General features: G+C 74.1%; 15 protein-coding genes. 9 read left to right on the top strand and 6 right to left on the bottom strand.

All coding sequences use genetic code 11. The features are described 5' to 3' along the window. Nucleotides 1-54 precede the first annotated feature (54 nt). The 3 genes from ACA361_RS10880 (at nucleotide 55) to ACA361_RS10870 (ending at nucleotide 4,252) form a co-directional block, all read left to right on the top strand. Nucleotides 55-1,623: a metallophosphoesterase family protein gene (locus tag ACA361_RS10880; protein ID WP_375012007.1), complete on the top strand. Its 1,569-nt coding sequence runs from the start codon at nucleotides 55-57 to the stop codon at nucleotides 1,621-1,623. 171 nt (nucleotides 1,624-1,794) lie between these two features. Next, on the top strand, nucleotides 1,795-2,301 hold the full coding sequence (locus ACA361_RS10875; protein ID WP_375011720.1) for a DUF4234 domain-containing protein: 507 nt from the start codon (nucleotides 1,795-1,797) through the stop codon (nucleotides 2,299-2,301). Between the two features lie 103 nt (nucleotides 2,302-2,404). After that, nucleotides 2,405-4,252: a bifunctional 3'-5' exonuclease/DNA polymerase gene (locus ACA361_RS10870; protein WP_375011719.1), complete on the top strand. Its 1,848-nt coding sequence runs from the start codon at nucleotides 2,405-2,407 to the stop codon at nucleotides 4,250-4,252. Between the two features lie 81 nt (nucleotides 4,253-4,333). Here ACA361_RS10870 and ACA361_RS10865 read toward each other — a convergent pair whose 3' ends face one another. From ACA361_RS10865 to ACA361_RS10845, 5 genes are read right to left on the bottom strand one after another with little or no spacing between them, the layout of a single operon-like run. Continuing rightward, nucleotides 4,334-5,176, bottom strand: coding sequence for an ABC transporter ATP-binding protein (locus tag ACA361_RS10865; protein WP_375011718.1), 843 nt, complete (start codon nucleotides 5,174-5,176; stop codon nucleotides 4,334-4,336). A 17-nt stretch (nucleotides 5,177-5,193) separates the two neighbouring features. Beyond that, nucleotides 5,194-6,528 (bottom strand): flavin-dependent oxidoreductase, encoded by a 1,335-nt coding sequence (locus ACA361_RS10860; protein ID WP_375011717.1) that lies wholly within the window; start codon nucleotides 6,526-6,528, stop codon nucleotides 5,194-5,196. A 31-nt stretch (nucleotides 6,529-6,559) separates the two neighbouring features. Continuing rightward, nucleotides 6,560-7,453, bottom strand: a complete 894-nt coding sequence (locus ACA361_RS10855; protein WP_375011715.1) for an ABC transporter permease — start codon at nucleotides 7,451-7,453, stop codon at nucleotides 6,560-6,562. After that, nucleotides 7,450-8,229, bottom strand: a complete 780-nt coding sequence (locus ACA361_RS10850; protein WP_375011714.1) for an ABC transporter permease — start codon at nucleotides 8,227-8,229, stop codon at nucleotides 7,450-7,452. Before ACA361_RS10850 ends, ACA361_RS10855 begins: the two co-directional genes overlap by 4 nt. Continuing rightward, nucleotides 8,229-9,206, bottom strand: a complete 978-nt coding sequence (locus tag ACA361_RS10845; protein ID WP_375011713.1) for an ABC transporter substrate-binding protein — start codon at nucleotides 9,204-9,206, stop codon at nucleotides 8,229-8,231. Before ACA361_RS10845 ends, ACA361_RS10850 begins: the two co-directional genes overlap by 1 nt. A gap of 455 nt (nucleotides 9,207-9,661) precedes the next feature. On the opposite strand from ACA361_RS10845, the gene ACA361_RS10840 reads away from it, so the two are divergent. The 5 genes from ACA361_RS10840 to ACA361_RS10820 all read left to right on the top strand — a co-directional run bounded on the left by ACA361_RS10840 (nucleotide 9,662) and on the right by ACA361_RS10820 (nucleotide 15,516). After that, on the top strand, nucleotides 9,662-13,054 hold the full coding sequence (locus tag ACA361_RS10840) for a nitrate- and nitrite sensing domain-containing protein (RefSeq protein WP_375011712.1): 3,393 nt from the start codon (nucleotides 9,662-9,664) through the stop codon (nucleotides 13,052-13,054). Beyond that, complete coding sequence (locus ACA361_RS10835) at nucleotides 13,051-13,503, top strand: roadblock/LC7 domain-containing protein (RefSeq protein ID WP_366616913.1); 453 nt, start codon at nucleotides 13,051-13,053, stop codon at nucleotides 13,501-13,503. Before ACA361_RS10840 ends, ACA361_RS10835 begins: the two co-directional genes overlap by 4 nt. A gap of 30 nt (nucleotides 13,504-13,533) precedes the next feature. After that, nucleotides 13,534-13,962 carry a DUF742 domain-containing protein gene (locus ACA361_RS10830; RefSeq protein ID WP_366616914.1) on the top strand — a complete coding sequence of 143 codons (429 nt, stop codon included), beginning with the start codon at nucleotides 13,534-13,536 and terminating at the stop codon, nucleotides 13,960-13,962. Beyond that, entirely contained in the window at nucleotides 13,943-14,635 is a 693-nt protein-coding gene (locus ACA361_RS10825; protein ID WP_375011711.1) for an ATP/GTP-binding protein, read from the top strand. The genes ACA361_RS10830 and ACA361_RS10825 overlap by 20 nt, the downstream gene beginning before the upstream one ends. A 107-nt stretch (nucleotides 14,636-14,742) precedes the next feature. Further along, entirely contained in the window at nucleotides 14,743-15,516 is a 774-nt protein-coding gene (locus ACA361_RS10820; RefSeq protein WP_375011710.1) for an SGNH/GDSL hydrolase family protein, read from the top strand. Between the two features lie 44 nt (nucleotides 15,517-15,560). On the opposite strand, the gene ACA361_RS10815 is transcribed toward ACA361_RS10820, so the two are convergent. Beyond that, nucleotides 15,561-15,923 carry an STAS domain-containing protein gene (locus tag ACA361_RS10815; protein WP_375011709.1) on the bottom strand — a complete coding sequence of 121 codons (363 nt, stop codon included), beginning with the start codon at nucleotides 15,921-15,923 and terminating at the stop codon, nucleotides 15,561-15,563. A 154-nt stretch (nucleotides 15,924-16,077) separates the two neighbouring features. Between ACA361_RS10815 and ACA361_RS10810 the strand changes: the two genes are divergently transcribed. Further along, complete coding sequence (locus tag ACA361_RS10810; RefSeq protein WP_375011708.1) at nucleotides 16,078-19,719, top strand: AAA family ATPase; 3,642 nt, start codon at nucleotides 16,078-16,080, stop codon at nucleotides 19,717-19,719. Nucleotides 19,720-19,758 lie beyond the last annotated feature (39 nt).

Below are 19,758 nucleotides of genomic sequence, written 5' to 3'. Positions count from 1 at the left end.
TCGGAGGAGGGGGCCGGCTGGGCGTGCCGGACTCGCGGGAGCTTCTGGGACCTCATGCCCGACCGCGTGCCGCGGTTCTCCTGGCGGCGCCCGCTGGTGCTGTGGCGCTCCCGCAACGACGTCGTCGCCGAGGTGTTCGGCGACCCGTCCAACGGCATCCGGCGCCGCTGCGTCGCCGCCCTCGCCGAGCGCGGCACCCGCGCCGGGTTCACCATGCACCGGCCGGACGAGTCGTTCTCGTTCGTCGTGCTCGGCGACCCGGGGGAGGGCGACCGCTCGCAATACGCGGTCGTGCCGGCGATGCTGAACGCCGCCGGCGGCACCGACTTCATGGTCGTCGCCAGCGACGTCGTCTACCCGGCCGGCGAGGCGGCCGACTACCCGGACAGGTTCTTCCGGCCGTACCGCGACTACCCCGGGCCGATCTACGCCGTTCCGGGCAACCACGACTGGTACGACGGGCTGCGCGGCTTCCTGCGGGTGTTCTGCGACCTCGACATGAACTGCCGGCCGGACCCGTGGCGCGGGCCGTTCGGCTTCGTCCCGCGGCTGCTGTGGCGGCGGTCCGGCCCGGTGGACGAGGCGGCGCTCGCGGAGGCGCGCGCGAAGTACCGGGGCGCTCCCGGGCAGCGCGCCGTGCAGCCCGGCCCGTACTGGGCCATCGACACCCCGGCGCTGCGGATCGTCGCCATCGACACCGGGATCACGGGCGGCATCGACCGCGACCAGGGCGAGTGGCTGCGCGAGGTGTCCGCCGGGCCGCGGCCCAAGCTGCTCATCACCGGCAAGCCGCTGTACGTCGACGACCGCTCCAAGCCCGGGAAGATCGAGGGCGGCGGCACCGTGGACGCGATCGTGAAGGACCCGGCGCACAACTACGTCGCGGCGATCGGCGGCGACATCCACAACTACCAGCGCTACCCGATGCGCGTCGGCGACCGGACGGTGCAGTACGTGGTGGCCGGGGGCGGCGGCGCGTTCATGCACGCCACCCACACGATTCCCAAGACGCGCCTGGTGGACGAGGACGACTTCCGCTGCTACCCGCTGCGCGGCGACTCGCTGTCGCGTTACAGCAGGCTGTACGGCCGGGTGCTGCGGATGCCGAAGCTGTTCGAGCTGACGCCGGAGGAGGCGACCCAGGCCGTCCGCCACCGGCTCGGCATCAACCCCGGGCGCGGCTACGGCGGTTCCGGCGGGTCGATCGCGTCGTCCGCCAAGGGCCTGGCCGATGAGGGCGCGCGCCACGCACCTGCCGGGGGGCCCGGGGGGGCGTCCCCCCGGAATGACGCCGAGGGCGGCGCGCCCGCCGCGGGGCCTGCCGGGAGGCCGGCCGCGGGTTCCGCGAAGCCGTCCCTGCGGGTGCGGTTCGTCGCGTGGCTGCTCGGCGTGCCGCGCGACGGGCGGTGGCGGCCCGGGATGACGCGGCTCCCGGTGCGCAAGATGCCGCAGCGGTTCCGGTCGGAGATGGCCGACTGGGACCGGCCGCCGTTCTTCAAGAGCTTCCTGCGCGTGGACGTCACCCCGGCGGAGTTGCGCATCCGGTGCTACGGCGTGACCGGGTGCGGCGACCACGAGGCCCGCCCGCCGTGCGAGGACGAGGTGACGATCGCGCTGCGCTGAGCCCGACAGAACGCTGTTCTCGGGATAAGTACCGATGAACTCGGGAAAATCTGGTGTTTCGCCGCATCTGACGCGGTCCTTCTGCCGTACAGTCGAACGTCATCAATCAAGGATCTTCGAAACGGGGCGCCGCGCCGCGCGCGCGGCCACGCCCCCGGGAGTGAACACGCGATGAGCTACCCCCAGCAGGGCCAGGCGCAGCCGTACCAGCAGCAGCCCCAGTACGGCGGCCAGCAGGCGCCCGTGCCCGCCCAGCAGCACGCCCCCGCGGCCGCCGCGGCCGGCTACAACATGAAGCGCCGCAATCCGGTCGGCGCCTGGCTCGGCCTGCCGATCATCACGTTCGGCATCTACGGCCTGGTCTGGTTCTTCAAGGTCCACGCCGAGCTGTTCAACTACGACCGCCGGGTCGGCGACGCCGCCACCAACGCGCTGCTGTCGATGATCTTCGGCTTCGTCACGCTCGGCATCTGGCCGCTGATCATGTACGTCAAGCTGGGCGGCCGCATCGCCCAGGCGCAGCGCGCGGCCGGCCTCCAGCCGTCCTGCAGCGGCGGCATCGGCTTCCTGCTCGGCATCCTCGGCTTCGGCGTGCTCTACTACCAGATCCAGCTCAACAAGATCGTGGACCGGTACGGCGACACCCAGCCCGGCCAGCAGGTCTCCCTGGCCGCCTGACCGGCCCGGGCGCACGTCCGAGCCCGACTCACCGAAGCCCCTCCGCGCTCCCTGGCGCGGAGGGGCTTCGCGTTCTGTCGGTGCGCGCGTCCACAATGGGCGGGTGAGGATCGCGGTGGCGGCAGGGCCGGACGGGGGCGGCACGCTGCGCCGCCTGTCCGAGGACGGCTCGCCCGCCGCCCCCGCCGAGACCGTTCCCGACCTGGTGGCGGCCATCGCCGCGCACGAGCGCGCCGCGTCCCCGCGCTGGGTGTGGCCCGCCACCGCACGCCTGTACCCGCGGCTGCTGGAGGTGGGCGTGCGCGTCGGCCGCTGCCATGACCTGGAGCTGGTCGAGACGCTGCTGCTCGGGCACGCGGGGCGTTACGGGGAGCCGCGCTCGGTACGGGCCGCGTGGGCGCGGCTGCGCGGCGAGCCCGTTCCCGACGACCCGCCGCCCCCGGCCGAGGCCGGCCCGCAGGGCTTCCTGTTCGACACCGACGACCTGCTCGCGGCCCCGGCGCGCGCCGGAGGCGACCACCCGGACGAGGGAGGCGAGGGCGACGACGAGGACGGCGCGTTCGGCGACAGCGTGACCGGTGTCGCGGCCGCGCGGGAGCCCGCCGCCGCGCCCGGCGCCGGCGCGGACGATCCCGAGCCCGGCGGCGCGGGCGACCTGGAGCGCATCCTGGCCGTGCACGCCGAGCAGCAGCGGCGGATCGCCGGGCTGCCGGGGTTCGCGCTGCTGGCGGCGGCCGAGTCGGCCGGCGCGCTGGCCGCTGTCGAGATGAGCCACGACGGGCTGCCCTGGTCCGCGGAACGGCACGACGCCGTCCTCACCGGGCTGCTCGGCCCGCGCCCGTCCGGCGGGATGCGCCCGCGCAGACTGCAGGACCTGGCCGACCGCATCAGCGCCGCGTTCGGGCTGCGCCGCCCGGTCAACCCCGACTCGCCCGCGCAGATCCTCAAGGCGTTCGCCTCCGCCGGGCTGCCCGTCGACTCCACCCGCGCGCACGTCCTCAAGCGGCTCGACCATCCGGCCGTCCCGCTGCTGCTGGAGTACAAGGAGCTTTCCCGGCTGCACACCGCGCACGGCTGGGCGTGGGCCGACACGTGGGTGCGGGGCGGGCGGTTCCGGCCCGAGTACGTCGTCGGCGGCGTCGTCTCGGGGCGCTGGGCCACCAACGGCGGCGGCGCCCTCCAGATCCCGCGCGTGCTGCGCCAGGCCGCCGTCGCCGACCCCGGCTGGTCGCTGGTCGTCGCCGACGCCGCGCAGCTGGAGCCTCGGGTGCTGGCCGCGCTGGCCGGCGACCGGGCATTCGCCGCGGCCGCCGCGCAGGGCGACCTGTACGCCGCGCTGTCCGACGCGTTCAGCGGCACCGCCGGCGGCGGCATGAGCGCCCGCGACAAGGCCAAGATCGCCCTGCTCTCCGCGATGTACGGCGGCGGCACCGGCGAGGCCGTCCAGCTGCTCGCGGTGCTGAAGAGCCGGTTCCCGCAGGCGTTCGGCTACGTGGAGGCGGCCGCCCGGGCGGGCGAGCGCGGCGAGCTGGTCCGGTCCCGGCTGGGCCGCACCTGCCCGCCGCCGTCGGCGGGTTGGCGGCGGCTGACCGCGGGCGGCGAGGGCGGCGGCGAGCCCGGCGCGGGCCGCTCCGGCCAGGCCACCGCGGCCCAGGCGCTGCGCGCCCGCGGCCGCTTCACCCGCAACTTCGTCGTCCAGGCCACGGCGGCCGACTGGGCGCTGGCGCTGCTGGCCGCGCTGCGCCGCCGGCTGACCGTCCTCGGCCCGCCCCGCCTGGTCTTCTTCCAGCACGACGAGGTCATCGTGCACACCCCCGACGGGCTGGCCGACCAGGTCGCCGAGGCGATCCGCGCCTCGTCGCGGGAGGCGGCCCGGCTGCTGTTCGACCGCACCCCGGTCGTCTTCCCCATGGAGATCGCGACCGTGACCTCCTACGCCGACGCCAAATGAGCGGCGTCCCGAGCGGGGCGCGGCGCGCACGAGAAAGCCGCGCCCGCCGGGACCATCCGGCGGGCGCGGCTCTCTCGGGTGCTACTTGGTGACGTCGACGCCGGTTTCCGCGGCGCCGCTCTCGTCCTCGTTCTCGCTCTTGCTCGCGTTCCCGGTCTCGTTCTCACTCGCGTTCTGCGCGCTGCCGCGCACGAGCCGGCCGACCTCGGCACGCAGCCGGACGAACTCCGGGAGGCCGCGCGTCTCGATCTGGTCGCGGGACGCGGGCAGCCCGACCGGCAGCTCCGCGCGCACCCGGCCCGGGTTGCGCGCCAGCACCACGACCCGGTCGCCGAGGTAGACGCTCTCGTCGATGTCGTGGGTGACCAGCAGGATCGTCATGCCGCCGTCCCGGTGCACCCGCAGCACCAGGTCCTCCAGGTCCTCGCGGGTCTGCGCGTCGACCGAGCCGAACGGCTCGTCCATCAGCAGCAGCGTCGGCCGGTACGCCAGCGCGCGGGCGATCGACACCCGCTGCTGCATGCCGCCCGACAGCTGCCACGGGTACTTGCGGCCGGCGTCGGCGAGGCCGACCTGCTCCAGCGCCTCCTGCGCGGCGGCGCGCCGGTCCTTCTTGCCCTTGCCGCGCCGGCGCAGCGGCAGGGCCACGTTGTCGCGGACGGTCAGCCACGGCATCAGCGACCGGCTGTAGTCCTGGAAGACCACCGCCAGGTCGTCGGGGACGCCGTCGATCGGCGTCCCGTTCAGCACCACCTTGCCGCCGGTCGGCGGGACGAGCCCGGCGATGGCGCGCAGCAGCGTGGACTTGCCGCAGCCGGACGGGCCCACGATGCTGACCAGCTCCCCGGCCGCGACCTTGAGGTTGAGGCCGGACAGGACGGTGTGGTCGCCGTAGCGGTGCGTCAGTTCGTTGATCTCTAGCATGGTGTTCACCTGCTGCCTCAGCGCGTGCGCGCCGGTGGGGGAGCGGCCGAGACCGCCCACGGCGAGTCTCGGTTCATGTCGTCGGTGTGGGTGATGGACCGGTAGCCGTCGGCGAGCGGCGCGAGCTCGTCCGGCGTCAGCACGTCCTCGATCCGGGCGAAGCCGTCCGGGGCGCGCTCGGCCACGGTGTGCAGGATGGCGTCGCCCGGGTTGACGCGGTTCCCGATCACGATGGCGTTCACGGTCTCCCGCCGAGCGGCGTCGTACGCGGCCAGCCCCTCCGCCGGGGTGGCGGCCCGGGCCAGCTCGTACGCCAGGGCCCGGGCGTCGAGGACCGCCTGCGAGCCGCCGTTGGAGCCGAGCGGGTACATCGGGTGGGCCGCGTCGCCGAGCAGCGTGACCCGTCCCCGGGTCCAGAACGGCAGCGGCGCGCGGTCCACCATCGGGTACTCCAGGATCTCGCCGGCGCCCTTGATGAGCCCCGGCACGTCCAGCCACGGGACGTTCCAGTCCTCGAAGTACGGCATGACGTCCTCGATGCGCCCTTCGCGGTTCCAGTCGGGAACCTCGGTGAGCGCGCCTTCGATGCCGCCCGAGCCGCCGGTGCCGGTGCCGTCCGGCCCGGCCGTTTCCATGGGGCGCTCCTGCACCTCGCCGAGCCAGTTCACCAGCGCGCGGCCGCGGTCGGCGGCCTCCCGGGAGATCGGGTAGCAGATGAACTTGGCCACGTGCTTGCTGCCGAGCACCGCCATCGTCTTTCCGTCCAGGAACGGGTCGGCCTCGGTCGTGCCGCGCCACAGCCGGACGCCGTTCCACAGCGGGCCGCCCTCGTCCGGGTGCAGCGCCCTGCGCACCACCGAGTGCAGCCCGTCGGCGCCGACCAGGACGTCCGCCCTGATCTCGGACCCGGCGCCGGTGTCCTGGTCGCGGACCCGCGCGGTGACGCCGCCGGCGTCCTCGGTGAAGCCGGTGAGGGACGTCCCGGTACGGACGGCGTCCGCGCCGAGCCGTTCCCGCACCGCCTCCAGCAGCAGCATCTGCAGCTCGCCGCGGTGGACGAAGATCTGCGGCCAGCGGTGGCCGAGGGCCGTGCCGCGGCCCTCGCCCCACACCCGGTTCCCGTGCCGGTCGAAGTGCACCAGCTCCTCGGCCGGCAGCCCGGTCCCGGCCAGCGCCCCGCCGAGACCCAGCTCGGTCAGCTCGCGCACCGCGTGCGGCAGCAGGTTGATGCCCACGCCCAGCGGTCGCGGCCGCCGCGCGGACTCCACCAGCTCCGCCTCGATGCCCGCGGCGTGCAGGCTCAGCGCGGTGGTGAGCCCACCGATGCCGGCCCCCGCGATCAGTACGCGCATGCCCTGCCTGTCTCCGTTCGTGTCTCTCTCGTCAGTCCGCGAGCCTCTTGGCCCCGACGTGCCAGCCCAGCACCCGGCGTTCCACCAGCAGGAACACCATGTTGAAGAGGCAGCCGAGCACGCCGAGCAGCACGATGCCGGCCCACATCTCGGCCAGCTCGAAGCTCTGCTGGGCGAGGATCAGGTGGGCGCCGATGCCGGAGGTCTGGCCGATCAGCTCGGAGATCACCATCAGGATCAGCGCGAAGCCCAGGCTGACCCGCAGCCCGGCGAAGATCTTCGGCGCCGCCGCGGGCAGGATGATCCGCCGCAGCCGGGTGAGGCCGGTGATCCCGAAGACCCGCGCCGTCTCCAGCTGGAGCCGGTCCACGGTGTGCATGCCGTCGATGGTGTTGAGCAGCACCGGCCAGACGACCCCGAACGCGATCGTGGTGATCTGCAGCGGGCCGTCCAGGTCCAGGATGACCAGCAGGAACGGGATCATCGTCGGCGGCGGCACCGCCCGGAGGAACTGCAGGAGCGGGTCGAGCAGGTCGCCCAGGAAACGGGACCTGCCGATGACCAGCCCGAGCAGCACGCCGCTCACCGCGGCGATGGCCCAGCCCGTGAACAGGTTGGTGAAGCTGGGCTTGAAGTCCTCGATCGCCTTCTCGGTCAGGAACAGGTCGCTCGCCGGGCCGGAGAACCAGATCTCGTGCAGGGCCGCGACGATCTCCGAGGGCGGCGGGAAGAACGACCCGTTCGCGATGCGGGTGACGACCTCCCAGAGCACCATCAGCAGCGCGAACAGCCACAGCCGCCCGATACCGGTCCCGAGCAGCCGCAGGCCGCGCCCGGCGCCCGGCTTCCGGGCGGCCTTCCGCCCGGTGCCGGGCGCCTCGCCGGCCCCCGGCTCGTGGGTGCCGATCGACTTGACGTCGGTCATGCCGCCTCCGTTCCGGCCGCGTGCCAGCGGAACGCGCGGCGTTCCGTGCCGACCAGCACGGCGTTGGCGAGCAGGCCGAGCAGCCCGGCCCAGACCGCGCCGGCGAGCATGAGATCGGTCTGGCCGCCGCCGGTCTGGCTGTCCATGAGGAAGCCGCCGATGCCCTCGCCGCCGCCCACGACCAGCTCGGTGCTGATGACGACGACGAGGCCGACCGAGAGCGCGATCCGCACGCCGGTGGCGACGAACGGCGCGGCGCTCGGCAGGCTCACCCGCAGCAGCACCGCGAGCTTGCCGAAGCCGAAGCTGCGCAGCGTCTCCTTGGCGACCGGGTCCACGTCGCGCAGCGCGTACAGCGTGTTGATGAGGATGGGCCAGGTGGACGCGTAGAACACCAGCGACATCTTGGACTGGGTGACCGAGCTGAACGTGACGGTCGCCAGCGGGATGAGCGCCAGCGACGGGATCGGCCGCAGCAGCTCGACCACGACCCGGGCGGCGCTGTTGAGCCAGGGGGTGGCGTTGAGCAGCAGGCCCAGTGCCACCGCCACCACCGTGGCCAGCAGGAGTCCGCCCAGCCAGGCGCGGACGGTGTCGGCCACCGCGGTGAGGAATTCGATGTCGGCGAAGAGTTCGGCGGCGCGCAGCAGCACGGTCGAGGCGGGCGGGACGTCCTCGGCGTCGACGAGACCGGTCCGTACGACCAGTTCGGCGAGCGCGATGGCCCCGGCCACCCCGGCCGTGCCGCGCGCGACGCGCACCAGTTGGGGCTTCATCAGCCGTTCTGGACGACGAACGGCTTGACGTCCAGGTCCTGCTGCAGGTACCCGAACTGCCGCATGACGTCGGCGACCCGCTGGACCCGGGTGGCGCTCGTGGAGGTCGGGAAGCCGTTCAGGGCGATCACGCTCACGACCTTGGGGTCGAGCTTGGTGAACTTCGGCATCGCCTGCTGCAGCACCGCGCGGTCACCGGCGATCGCCTGCGCCTTCACCAGCGCGCGCTGGAACGCGGCCACCGTCTTGGGGTTCTCGGTGGCGAACTTCTCGCTCGCGGCGAAGCCGGTGATCGGGAAGTCCTTGGTCGGGCCGCTGGAGAAGTCGGTGAGGATCCGCGCGCCCAGCGACTGCTGGATCTGGGTGACGAACGGCTCGGGGACGATGATCGCGTCCACCTTCTCGTTCTTCAGCAGCGCCTCCTGCTGCGGGAACGGCGCCACGACGACGTCCTTCTTCTCGTCGATCGTCACGTTGTGCGGCTGGAGGGTGGCGCGCAGCAGCAGGCTGTTCTGGTTGTTGATCGCGTTGGTGCCGATCTTCTTGCCGGCCAGGTCCTTGGGGGACTTGATGGGGGAGTCCTTGGGGACCAGCACGCCGTTGAGGTTCTTGGTCATCGAGGACGCCTCGGCGACGATCTTCAGCTTGACGTCGCCGCTGGCCTGGGCCTGGATGAGGCCGACGTGGCCGCCGTGGGCGATGTCGAGCTGGCCGCCCTTGAGCTTGGGCAGCGCGTCGGCCGACCCGGTGACCGTCTGCATCTTGACCTCGAGGCCCTCGTCCTTGAAGAAGCCCCGGGAGATGGCGATCTGCACGCCCGCGCCCTCGGTGATGGGCATGACGCCCACCGTGATCTCGGACTGCTCGAGTCCGTTGGCCGACTTCTCGCCACCGCCGCCGCAGGCGGTGAGCGCCAGGGCGAGCGAGCCGGCGAGTGCGCCGGCGAGCCACTGGCGCCGGCTGTGAGCGAACCTCATCGAGGGCTCCTTCAAAGGGGGATATGGGAGTTATGCCGTCCAACGGCATGATCGTGGCGGACTCTAGCGCAGTAACCCTCGGTAACTCTCAAACGTTGCCTCGATGTTTATGTACGTGATACGCGAAGCGGACAAATAGGTTCAAAGTGCGCAGAGACATCCAAATAGGCGGAAGTTCGAAATGGTCCGTCTTGGGGTTTGTTCTAGGGATTACTCTGTGCTGCAATGACCCTCGCCCCAGAGGTATCGACAGGTCACGGGAACCCCGCGAGGTGCGGGGCGGCGATCGGTGGGCGAGCCGACGCGGACCCGTGAATAGGTGATGGAGGGACGTGCGACCAGCGATGGAGCAGGACCGCGTGCGAGGTCCGGATGCTCGCTCCCTCACGCCGGACGGCGACGGCAACGCAGGTCGGAACACGGGCGGGCGCCGATTCAGGCTCGCCAACACCCGTGTGACCACCCGGCTCGTGGTGCTGATCCTCATCCCCGCGGCCGTGGCCGGCATCCTGGCCGGCCTGCGGGTGCGCGACGGCGTGGCCGAGGCCGGCGTCTATACGCGAATCGAACGGCTGGCTACGCTCAGTGAGCGAGTGTCCGGGCTCGTACAGGAGCTCGAGGACGAACGAGACCTTACGGTCCAGTTCCTCACGACGCCCCGGCCCGGCCAGACCCAGACGCTGAAGGACCAGCAGGCGGTCACCGACCGTGCGGCCGGCGAGGTCCGGGAGGCGCTCGGCGGCATCGGCGAGGACTACTCCTCCCTGGTGCGCGCCAAGATCGGCGACGTCCGCTACCGGCTCCAGACGCTGCCCGGCGTGCGCGAGATCGCCGGGCAGAACAGCGCCTCGGCGTTCTCCACCCTGGACATCTACAGCCAGGTGATCGTGGCGCTGCTCGACCTGAACGACCTGGTAGCCCAGGGCAGCCCGAACGCCGAGGTGGCCGAGAGCACCAGGGCCTTCGCGGCCCTCGCGCGCGCGAAGGACAACGCGTCCCAGGAACGCGCGCTCGTCGCCGCGGTCATCCTGAACCGGCGCTTCGCCACCCCGGCCGACCGGGAGCGGCTGCTGGCCACCCGGTCGCAGCAGGACAGCCAGATCGCCCTGTTCCGCACGACCGCCACCACCGCGCAGCGGCAGGCGTTCGAGGACACCGTCACCGGGCCGGAGATCGGCCAGGTCGAGGGCATCTACCAGCAGGTCCTGGTCCGCTCCGGCGCGTCCCCGACGCTGTCCGTCGGGCTGCGCCCCTCCCAGGCGATCGCCTGGGAGAAGGCGGCCACCGTACGGCTCGGCCAGATGCGCGAGGTCGAGCGGAGCATGGCCGGCTCGATCGTGCGCGACAGCCGCGAGCTGAAGGACGCCGCGTACGTCGGCGTGGGCATCGACGCCGCGCTGCTGCTCATCGGGCTGCTCGTGGCCGCGCTGGCCACCGGTGCCGTGGCGCGCTCGCTGGTGCGGCCGCTGCGCCGGCTGCAGGTCGGCGCCCTGGAGGTGGCCGGCACCCGGCTGCCCGGGCTGGTGGACCGGCTGCGCGATCCCGAGGCGGCCGCCGAGGGCATCGAGGTCGACCCGATCGACGTCGACTCCTCCGACGAGATCGGCCAGGTCGCGCGGGCCTTCGACGAGGTCCACCGGGAGGCGGTCCGGCTGGCGGCCGACGAGGCCGTGCTGCGAGGCAACATCAACGCGATGTTCGTCAACCTGTCGCGGCGCAGCCAGTCCCTCATCGAGCGCCAGCTCAAGCTGATCGAGGACCTGGAGCAGAGCGAGCGCGACGAGGAGCAGCTGAGCAACCTGTTCCGGCTGGACCACCTCGCCACCCGCATGCGCCGCAACAACGAGAACCTGCTGGTCCTCGGCGGCCAGGACCAGGTCCGCCGGTGGAACCGGCCGGTCCCGCTGATCGACGTGGTGCGCGCCTCGCTGTCCGAGGTCGAGCAGTACGAGCGGGTCCAGCTGCGCGTGCACGGCGACCTGACCGTCGCCGGCCCCGTCGTCAACGACCTCGTCCACCTGCTGGCCGAGCTGGTGGAGAACGCCACGGTGTTCTCCGCCGACCACACGCGGGTGACCGTTTCCGGCCAGCAGCTCAGCGGCGGCGGCGCCATGCTGCAGATCACCGACGCCGGCGTGGGCATGTCGCCCGAGGAGCTGGAGCAGGCCAACTGGCGGCTGGCCAACCCGCCGGTCATCGACTTCTCGGCGGCCCGCCGCATGGGCCTGTTCGTGGTCGGCCGGCTGGCCGTCCGGCACGGCGTCCGGGTCGAGCTGCGCGCCGCGCAGGGCGGTGGGCTCACCGCGTTCGTGGTGCTGCCCGACGTGGTCATCGCCCCGGCGGGCGGCGGCGGCGTGGGATCGCGCGGGTTCGGCGTGCTGGAAGAGGGCGCCAGGTCCGCGGAGTACGCGGCGATGGCCGCCCCGCCCGCGGCCGGCCAGCCCCCGGCGGCGCCCGGCGACTTCCGCCAGGGCGAGGGCACCGGCGAGTTCGGGGTCCCGCGCCCGCGCCTGGGCAACACCGGGCCGATGCGCGCCATCCCCGGCGGCACCGGCCCGCAGCCGATGGCGGGGGACGAGTCCGGCCCGCACGGCATGCCCCCCGGCCGGCGCTCCGGCGGCAGCGGCCGCACCGGCCCGCAGCCGATCCTCGGCGGCACCGGCCCGCAGCAGCCGTACGGCGGCGCCACCGGCCCGCAACCCGCGTTCGGCAGCAACGGCCAGTACCCCTCGCCCGGCGGGACCGGGCCGGTCCCGCCGCTGCAGCCGCTGGACCAGGGGCCGCCGGAGGAGGCGCCGCGCGGGCTGCGCGACCCGTACGGGATGCGCGGCCGGCACGCGCCGGCCGAGCCGGAGCGGCCCGAGCCGGCGATGGACGAGTCCCCGTACGAGCAGCAGTACGACCAGCCGTACGATCAGCCCTACGACCAGCAGTACGAGCAGCCCTACGAGTCCCAGCACGGGCCTCAGCACGGGCCTCAGCACGGGCCTCAGCACGGGCAGCCGCACCCGGACCGGCCGCTTCCGCAGCGGCAGCCCGGTGCCCAGCACCCGGCGCGCGGTGCCACGCCGGAGCCCGCCGACGCGGGCGACCCGAACCGCACCAGCCCGATCCCGCCGATGCCGGCGGTGCCCGAGGCGCAGCCGGCCGTACCGGACGCGGGGCCGCCGAACGCGGGGCGCCCGGCCAACCCGTGGGAGACCGGGCCGATGCCGATGGTGTCGCAGCCCGAGCCCGGACTGGCCGAGCCGGGCGTGCCCGGCCACGGCGGCGCGGCCAACGGGATCGCGCACGGCGCCGGCACCGGCCCCGACCGGGGCTTGCCCGGCCGGCCCCCGGCCGACCATGATCATGACCGGGCCGCCCCGCCCGGGGTGCCTCCGCGCTCGCCCATCTTCGACGCGATGAGGTCGGAGTGGTTCCAGCGCCGGACCGACCAGACACCGAGCGAGGATCCCGTGAAGGGTTGGGAATCTCCGGCCGACGCCGGTTTCCGGGCCGCCGAGGCGGTACGGGAACCGGTGGCCGGCAAGCGAACGTCGGCGGGACTGCCCAAGCGCGTGCCCGGAAAGAACCGGGTGCCGGGCGCGGTCGGGGCGCGCCCCGGGGCGCAGTCGCCGCCGCAGGTACCCGGGCCGCAGCCCGGGGCCCCGGGCGCGGCGGCACCGCCGTCGGCGCCCGCTCCGTCGGCCGATACCGTACGGAACCGGTTCGCCAGCCTCCAGCGCGGCGTCAGCCGGGGGCGTAACGAGACGCGTGGCTCGGAGGGCCCGGGCGACCCGTCCGGCTCCGGCACGACAGGTGAGGGCTCCTCGCAGGGCGACGGAGAGAACGGAGGAACCCGGTGAGCGGGCAGGATCTCAACTGGCTGGTGACCAACTTCGCGGATCGCGTCCCCAAGGTGGCACACGCGGTGGTGGTCTCCTCGGACGGCCTGCCGATGGCGTACTCGGCGGGCTTCCCGCCCGAGCGGGCCGACCAGCTGTCGGCCATCGCCTCGGGCCTGATGAGCCTCACCCAGGGCGCGGCGAAGATCTTCGACGCCGGCGGCGTGGCCCAGACGGTCGTGGAGATGGACCGCGGGCTGCTGTTCGTCATGTCGATCGCCAACGGGTCGGTGTTCGCGGTGCTGGCCGCGTCCGACTGCGACCTCGGGCTGGTGGCGTACGAGATGACCCTCCTGGTGGAGCGGGTGGGTCGGGTCCTGACCCCGGCGCTGCGCGGGACCGCCGAGCAGCAGCCGCCGTACGGGGGAGGGGCCGTTCCGGAAATGGGCACCGGACCGGCTCGTTATTGACCTTGACTGACTCTGACGGAGGTCGGCGAGATGGATCGAGGCAGTCCCTGGGGAGCCGGTCCGGGCGGCCCGCCGCGGTGGCACGGTGATCCGCGCGGGAGACCCCCGGTGGAGGAGCCCGAAAGCAGTTCGCTGGTGCGCCCGTACGCGGTCACGGGCGGGCGCACCAAGCCGCGCTACGACCTCGCGGTCGAGGCGCTGGTCACGGCGGCGCCCTTCCCTCCGCGCGACGTGGCCCAGCTGACCCCGGAGTATCGGGCGATCATGGACCTGTGCCGGTCCGCCCGCTCGGTGGCCGAGGTCTCGGCGCTGCTGCGGCTGCCCCTCGGGGTGGCCCGGGTCCTCATCGCCGACATGGCACTCGAAGGGCTGCTGCGTTTGCACCAGTCGCGTCCCTCCGGCCAGCAGCCGGACATGCGTCTCCTAGAAAGGGTTCTCAGTGGCCTTCGGAACCTCTGATCAGGCGCCGCCGCCCGGCGCGTCGGGCGGAGACGCCGAGCTCACCTCGGTGAAGATCGTCGTCGGTGGCGGCTTCGGCGTGGGCAAGACCACCTTCGTCGGGTCGGTGTCGGAGATCATGCCGCTCACCACCGAGGCGGTGATGACCGCCGCCAGCGCCGACGTCGACGACCTGTCGGCGGTGCCGGACAAGACGACGACCACGGTCGCGATGGACTTCGGCCGGGTGTCGCTGGACTCGGAGCTGATCCTCTACCTGTTCGGCACGCCGGGCCAGCACCGCTTCTGGTTCATGTGGGACGACCTGGTCAAGGGCGCGATCGGCGCGGTGGTGCTGGTCGACACCCGGCGGCTGGAGGACTGCTTCGCCGCGGTGGACTACTTCGAGGAGCTGGGCCTGCCGTTCGTCGTCGGCGTGAACGGCTTCAACGGCGAGTTCCCGTACGGCGCCGAGGACATCCGGGACGCGCTGTCGATCAGCGCGCACGTGCCGATCATGCAGTGCGACGCGCGCAGCCGCGAGTCCACCAAGCAGGTGCTGATCGCGCTGGTGAAGCATGCGATGACCATGCACGCCGCCGGGGTCCCGATGCCGGGCGTCCCGGCCGCGGGCTCGCAGCCGCCGCCGCAGCCCGGCGGCCAGCTCGGAACCGCCTCGCCGACCTGGACGTAGCCGCCGGCGCCGGGCCGCCCGGCGCCGGCCTTCCTACGGTCGCGTAGGAATGCGTGCATAATGCATACTTATCCCCCGTGAATCCTGGAGGCGTTCGAGGGGGAGCGATGGAGTCCCTGGGGCAGATCGGTACGTACGTCGCGATCGGTGACAGCTTCACCGAGGGCCTGAACGACCCGTACCCGGGCGAGGCCGACCGCTTCCGGGGGTGGGCCGACCGGCTCGCCGAGCACCTGGCCGAGCGCGACCCGGGGCTGCGCTACGCCAACCTGGCGGTGCGCGGGAAGCTGCTGCGCCAGATCGTGGCGGACCAGGTGCCGCGGGCGGTCGAGCTGGAGCCCGGCCTGGTGACGTTCTGCGCCGGCGGCAACGACATGATCCGGCCGGGCGCCGACCCCGACGCGCTGGCGGTGCTGTTCGACGACGCGGTCCGGCGGCTGCGCGGGACCGGCGCCCGGGTGGTGGTCTTCACCGGCTTCGACACCCGGAACCTGCGCTCGGGGCACCGCATCCGCGGCAAGGCGGCCACGTACAACATGCACCTGCGCGCCATCGCCGACCGGCGCGGCTGCGACGTGGTGGACCTGTGGTCGATGACGATGTTCAACGACCCGCGGGCCTGGTACGAGGACCGGCTGCACCTCTCGCCCGAGGGGCACCGCCGGATGGCGCTGCTGGTGGCGCACACGCTGGGCGTCCCGGCGGGCGGCGACTGGCGCGAGCCGTGGCCGCCGGCGGAGGCGGCCCGCTGGCTGGAGCTGCGCCGCGAGGACCTGCACTGGGCGCGGACGTACCTGCTGCCCTGGATCGGCCGCCGGGCGACCGGCCGCTCGTCCGGGGACGGCCGCGGGCCCAAGCGCCCCATCCCGTCGCGGCTCTGAGTCCGGTCCGGGCCTCCGTCCGGTCTCGGTCCCGGGCGTCCGGGTCAGCTCGCGGGCGCCCCGCCCGCCCGCGCGGCGACGGCCTCCGCGACGGAGCCGACCATGGTGATCCGGCGGTGCAGCCCCATGACCTCCAGGGCGCGCCGTACGATCGGCCGCGGGGCGGCCAGCGCCAGGCTGCCGCCCTTCGCACCGACCGCCTTGTAGCAGTCGATGATGATCGACAGTCCGTGCGAGTCCATGAACATCAGGTCGGCGAGGTCCAGGACCAGGTGGTCGCCGTGCGAGGCGCGGATCTCGCGCAGCCGGTCGATGAGCACGTCACCGGTCGCGATGTCGAGCTCGCCGGTGATACGCACGACGGCGCAGCCGTCGTGCGGGTGCGCGGTCACGTCCAGTGGGGGCACGCGGGGGCCTTCCCGGTCGGGGATCATCCACGGACGCCCCGCGAATGTTTTCCATGCGACAACTATCCACGAGGATCATGCATCTGCCAACCCGGCGCCGGCCGCGGCCGCACGGCAGGTGTGCCGGGAGCTGCGGCGCCGTAGGGTGCATGCCGTGAGTCCCCCACGGTTGCCCGACCACCTCCAGCCGCTGCTGACCGACGAGCCCGTCCTGGACGTGTACGCGTACGGCCCGTGGCGGGTGCCCGACGGCCTGTACGAGGACATGCGCGAGCGCGCGCTGGAGTTCAACCGCGACCCGCGCGCCGCCGTGCTCGCCCGGCGGCTGAGCGAGTTCTACGGGGACGGCACCTCGGCGACCGGGGCCGAGCAGTGGTCGCTGCTGACGTTCCTGCTGGGGGCGTCGGCGCTGCGCGGCGGGTCCCGCGGCGACGTCGACTACGAGCTGCTCGGCGACTTCCTGGCCACCCCCGAGCCCCCCGTCCGCGACCCGCTCGCCTGGTTCACCCAGGGCGGGCGCTGGCGGCCGCCCGGCCTGTGGCTGCCCGAGCCCGCCGGGGACGACCGCGAGCGCCGAGAGGTGATGTACGAGCTGGCCCGGGCCGGGCTCGACGTGTTCGCCGGGCTGGAGCCGCTGGAGGAGCGCCGGGCCGCGCTGATCGAGGTCTTCGACCGGCGGCTCGGCGATCCCGCGCTGCGCGAGGAGGCGCTGACCGTACCGCTGGACCGGCTGGAGGCGGTGTGGACCGCCGATCTGCCGGAGGCGACGCTCGCGGTGCTGCCCGAGCTGGCCGGGCCGCTCGGCTACCTCGGCTGGGTGTGCGAGGGGCTGGCCGCCGCGCACGAGCGGCTGCTGGAGGCCGCCGGGCCGGGGGACTCCCTGGAGGCGGCGCTCGCCAAGATCATGCTGGCCGCCGAGGTGACCGCCGCGCCCGCCGAGCTGGCGGTGGCACTGGGCACCGCGCGCTACGAGAGCCTGGCCGGCCGGCTGCGGGCGCTGGGGCCGGGCTTCGCCGCCGAGCCGTGGCAGCTGGAGGTCCGCGCCTGGCTCGCGCGCGGCCTGGTCGCGGGCGAGGCCGACGCCTGCCGCGCCTGGCTCGACATGGCGGTGCGCGCGACCGGGGCCGTCCAGGGGCTGCCCGAACCGGCCGCGAGTTCGCGGTGCCGGGTGCCGGTCCGCGCGTTCCAGCAGGATCTGCGGCGGCTGTTCGACCACCGCCCGGTCGCCAACCCGCTGGCCGCGAAGCTGCGGAGGCCGGCCGCCGGCCCCGAGCCGGAACGGGACGAGGACCGGGACCGGGACGCGGGGGGCGAGCGGCCGGCGGCCGCGCCCGACCTGGCGCAGGTGGCGGCGGACCTGCTCGTCGGCCAGCCCGAGCTGAGCCGGGCGCTGCGCGACGCCCTCGCCGCGCGGCTGGCGGGGGAGCGGCCCGCCCGCCTGCTCGTCGCCGGCTCCGAGGGCACCGGCAAGGGCACCGCCGCCGAGGTCCTGGAGCACGTCCTGCGCGAGCGGGGCCTGATCCGGGAGGCGCTCTGGATCTCCGACCAGGTGTTCGCGACGCTGGGCGTCAGCGACGCCGTGCTGTGGCTCCAGGCCCGCGTCCGCGACTGCGTCGAGGGCCGCATGCTGCTGGTCGTGGACGACCTGGAGAAGCTGGCCGGGTACGAGCGCTGCGGCCCGGCCGCCCTGGAGGAGCTGCGCCGGCTGATGGCCCGCTCGCCCGCCCTGGACGTCGTCGCGCTGTGCCGCCCGGGCGGCGACCGGCGGCTGTTCGACGCCAACCCGGCCCTGGTCCGCGCGTTCGAGGTGGCCCGGACCCGCGAGTTCGGCGAGGAGGACCACGCCGAGCTGTTCCACCGGGCCGTGACGGCGCGCGGCGCCCGCGTGACCCGCGAGGTCGCCCGTACCGCCGGGCTCCTGATCACCCGTACGCCGCCGCTGCACAACCTGCGCGGCGCCCGGCTGGTCGAGCACCTGGCCGGGCAGAGCGTCGCCGCGGCCCGCCGCCGGGCCGCCGGGGAGACGGCGCAGGCGGGGCCCGGCGAGGGCGCGGACGCCGTCCCCGAGGTCACCGCCGCCGACCTGCCGCACCGGGTGATCACCGGCCGCGCGGCCGACGCCGACCCGCTGGCCGAGCTGGCCGCGATGGCCGGCATCGAGCCGGTCAAGCGGGAGGTGGACGCGCTGGTCGCCGAGGCCAAGGCGGCGCGGCTGCGCCGCGAGGCGGGGATGGCGGTCGCCGCGCGCCCCCGCCACCTGGTCTTCACCGGCAACGCCGGGACGGGCAAGAGCAAGGTCGCGCAGATCCTCGGCCGGGTGTACGCCGACCTCGGCGTGCTGTCCAACGGCCACCTGTTCGAGGTGGACCGCGCCGACCTGCTGGGCGACTACTCCAGCGAGAGCGCGGTCAAGGTGCGGCGGGCGGTCGAGCGGGCGCTGGGCGGCGTGCTGCTCGTCCGGGACGCGCACGCGTTCGCCTCGGCGGAGGCGGCGCGCGGCCGGGAGATCGTGGACGTGCTGCTCGGCGCCGTCCAGGCGCACCCCGACGACCTGGTGGTGGTGCTGACCGGCCCCGAGGCCGAGCTGAACGGCCTGCTGAAGTCCCACCCCGACCTGGCCGCGTACTTCCCGCGCACGGTCCGCTTCCCCGACCTGACCGAGGACGAGCTGGTCGAGGTCTTCCGGATCAAGGCGGCCGACACCGGGTTCGCGCTGGCCGAGGGCGTCCTGGAGCGGGTCGCGGCGCTGGTGCGGGCCGCGCCGCGCGGCCGCGGGTTCGGCAACGCCCGCGTCATGCACGGCCTGCTGGACCGCGCCGTGGCCATGCAGGGCCGCCGCGTCCTGGCCGACGGCATCGTGGACGAGACCGAGTCGCTGGACGAGATCCTGCTCGCCGACGTGCCCGACACCCTGGCGCCCGGCCGGGACGCGGTCCCCGGCGACCCGCTGGCCGACGTCGCCCGCCTGATCGGCCTTGAGGAGATCAAGCGGGAGATCGGCGCGCTGGTCGCCGAGGCGCGGGCCGAGCAGATGCGCCGGGACGCGGGCGTGCCGCTGGCGTTCCCGGCCCGGCACATGGTCTTCATGGGCAACCCGGGCACCGCCAAGACGACCATCGCGCGGCTGGTCGCGGCCGTGTACGCCCAGCTGGGCCTGCTGTCGTCCGGCCATCTCGTCGAGGTCACCCGCGGTGACCTGGTCGCCGAGTTCATCGGGCAGACCGCGCACAAGGTGCGGGCGGCGGTGGACCGGGCGCTCGGCGGCGTGCTGTTCATCGACGAGGCGTACGCGCTGAGCGGCGTCGGCGGCGACGGCCGCGACTTCGGCCACGAGGCGGTGGCCGAGCTGCTGAAGCTGATGGAGGAGCACCGCTCGGACCTGGTGGTGATCGTCGCCGGGTACGACGCCGAGATGGAGCGGTTCCTGCGCTTCAACCCCGGGCTGGAGTCCCGCTTCCCCAAGGCGCTGCGGTTCCCCGACTACACCGACGACGAGCTGGCGACGATCTTCGAGTCGATGGCCGCCGAGGCGGGCTTCGCGATGGCCGACGGCGTGCTCGCCGCGCTGCGCCGCCGGCTGGCCGCCGAGCGGCGCGGCGCCTCGTTCGGCAACGCCCGGCTCGTCCGCAACGTGCTGGAGGAGGCGATCTCCCGGCAGGCGCAGCGGATCACCGCGGCCGAGGACGCCCGGCCCGGCTCCGTCGACCCGTCGGAGGTGCGGACGCTGCGTCCGGAAGACGTCCCCGCCGAGCCGTCGAGACGCGAGCCCGACCTGCCCACGGGCCCGTACATCTGACGCCCCGGCGGCCGACTCGTGGCGTGTCGCCCCGCGGCA

The organism is Actinomadura sp. 21ATH, assembly GCF_041951345.1.
Classification (GTDB): Bacteria; Actinomycetota; Actinomycetes; order Streptosporangiales; family Streptosporangiaceae; genus Spirillospora.
The sequence above is the reverse complement of the archived record's forward strand: the minus strand, read 5'-3'. Positions and strand labels throughout refer to the sequence as shown.